Annotated in this window: 2 protein-coding genes; both read right to left on the bottom strand. The window is 66.4% G+C overall.

Going from position 1 to position 1,038, the window contains the following annotated elements:
• Positions 1 to 371: efflux RND transporter permease subunit (locus QZH66_RS16865; RefSeq protein ID WP_305807008.1), on the bottom strand; the 371-nt coding region annotated here is incomplete at its 3' end.
• A gap of 10 nt (positions 372 to 381) precedes the next feature.
• A partial coding sequence (locus QZH66_RS16860; RefSeq protein WP_305807007.1) for an efflux RND transporter periplasmic adaptor subunit occupies positions 382 to 1,038 on the bottom strand: 657 nt, incomplete at its 5' end.

Here is a 1,038-nt window from a genome sequence, read left to right as displayed (position 1 = left end):
ATGCCCTGGGCCTGCGCGATCGCCGATTCGAGCGGCTGGGTGATGAAGCCGGCGACGGTCTGCGCGTCGGCGCCGTAGTAGGTGGTCGAGATCGTGACCACGGCGTTCTGCGTTTTCGGGAACTGGTTGACCGGCAGGCTAAACAGCGAGCGCAGCCCCAGCACCACCAGCAGCAGGCTCACCACCATGGCCAGAACCGGCCGGCGAATGAAGATGTCGGTGAATTTCATGGCCGGGCCTTCACCGTTCCTGCNTTTCGGGAACTGGTTGACCGGCAGGCTAAACAGCGAGCGCAGCCCCAGCACCACCAGCAGCAGGCTCACCACCATGGCCAGAACCGGCCGGCGAATGAAGATGTCGGTGAATTTCATGGCCGGGCCTTCACCGTTCCTGCGGGGTCGGGGTAGCGTTGTTGGCCGGCTGCACCCTGTTGTCGACCACCACCGGCGTGCCGTTCTTGAGCTTGAGCTGGCCGCTGGTGACGACCTCCTGGCCTTCCTCTATGCCTTTGAGGATCGCCACCTGGTCGCCGCGCGTCTCGCCGGTGGTCACGAACACCTGCTGCGCGATGAGCGAGCCCGCTGGCGCGGCCGGGGCAGCGGGCCTGGCATTCTTCTCGTCCTTGCCGCCCGGCGCGGGCTGGGCCTCGGCGGGTTTCAGGATGAACACGGTGGCACCGTAGGGGTTGTAGGTGATCGCGGTCTGCGGCAGCGTGAGGTGGCGCTGCTTCTCGCCGACATCGACATTGGCGCGCGCGAACATGCCGGGCAGCAGGCGGCGCTGCGGGTTGGCGATCGTGGCCTGCAGCAGCACGTTGCGCGTGCTCGGGTCGACCTTGGGGCTGATGGCGTTGATCTTGCCGGGGAACAGCTCACCCGCGAACGCATCGGTCGCCACATTCACCACCTGGCCCACCGAGAGTCCGGCGATCTGCTTCTGCGGCGCCGAGAAGTTGGCGTAGATCGGGTCTATGGTCTGCAGCGTGACGATGGCGTCGCCCGGGTTCAGGTACTGGCCCGGGTTCACCGTCGTGATGCC

This window comes from Stenotrophomonas sp. YIM B06876, assembly GCF_030711595.1.
Lineage (GTDB): Bacteria > Pseudomonadota > Gammaproteobacteria > Xanthomonadales > Xanthomonadaceae > Stenotrophomonas.
The sequence above is the reverse complement of the archived record's forward strand: the minus strand, read 5'-3'. Positions and strand labels throughout refer to the sequence as shown.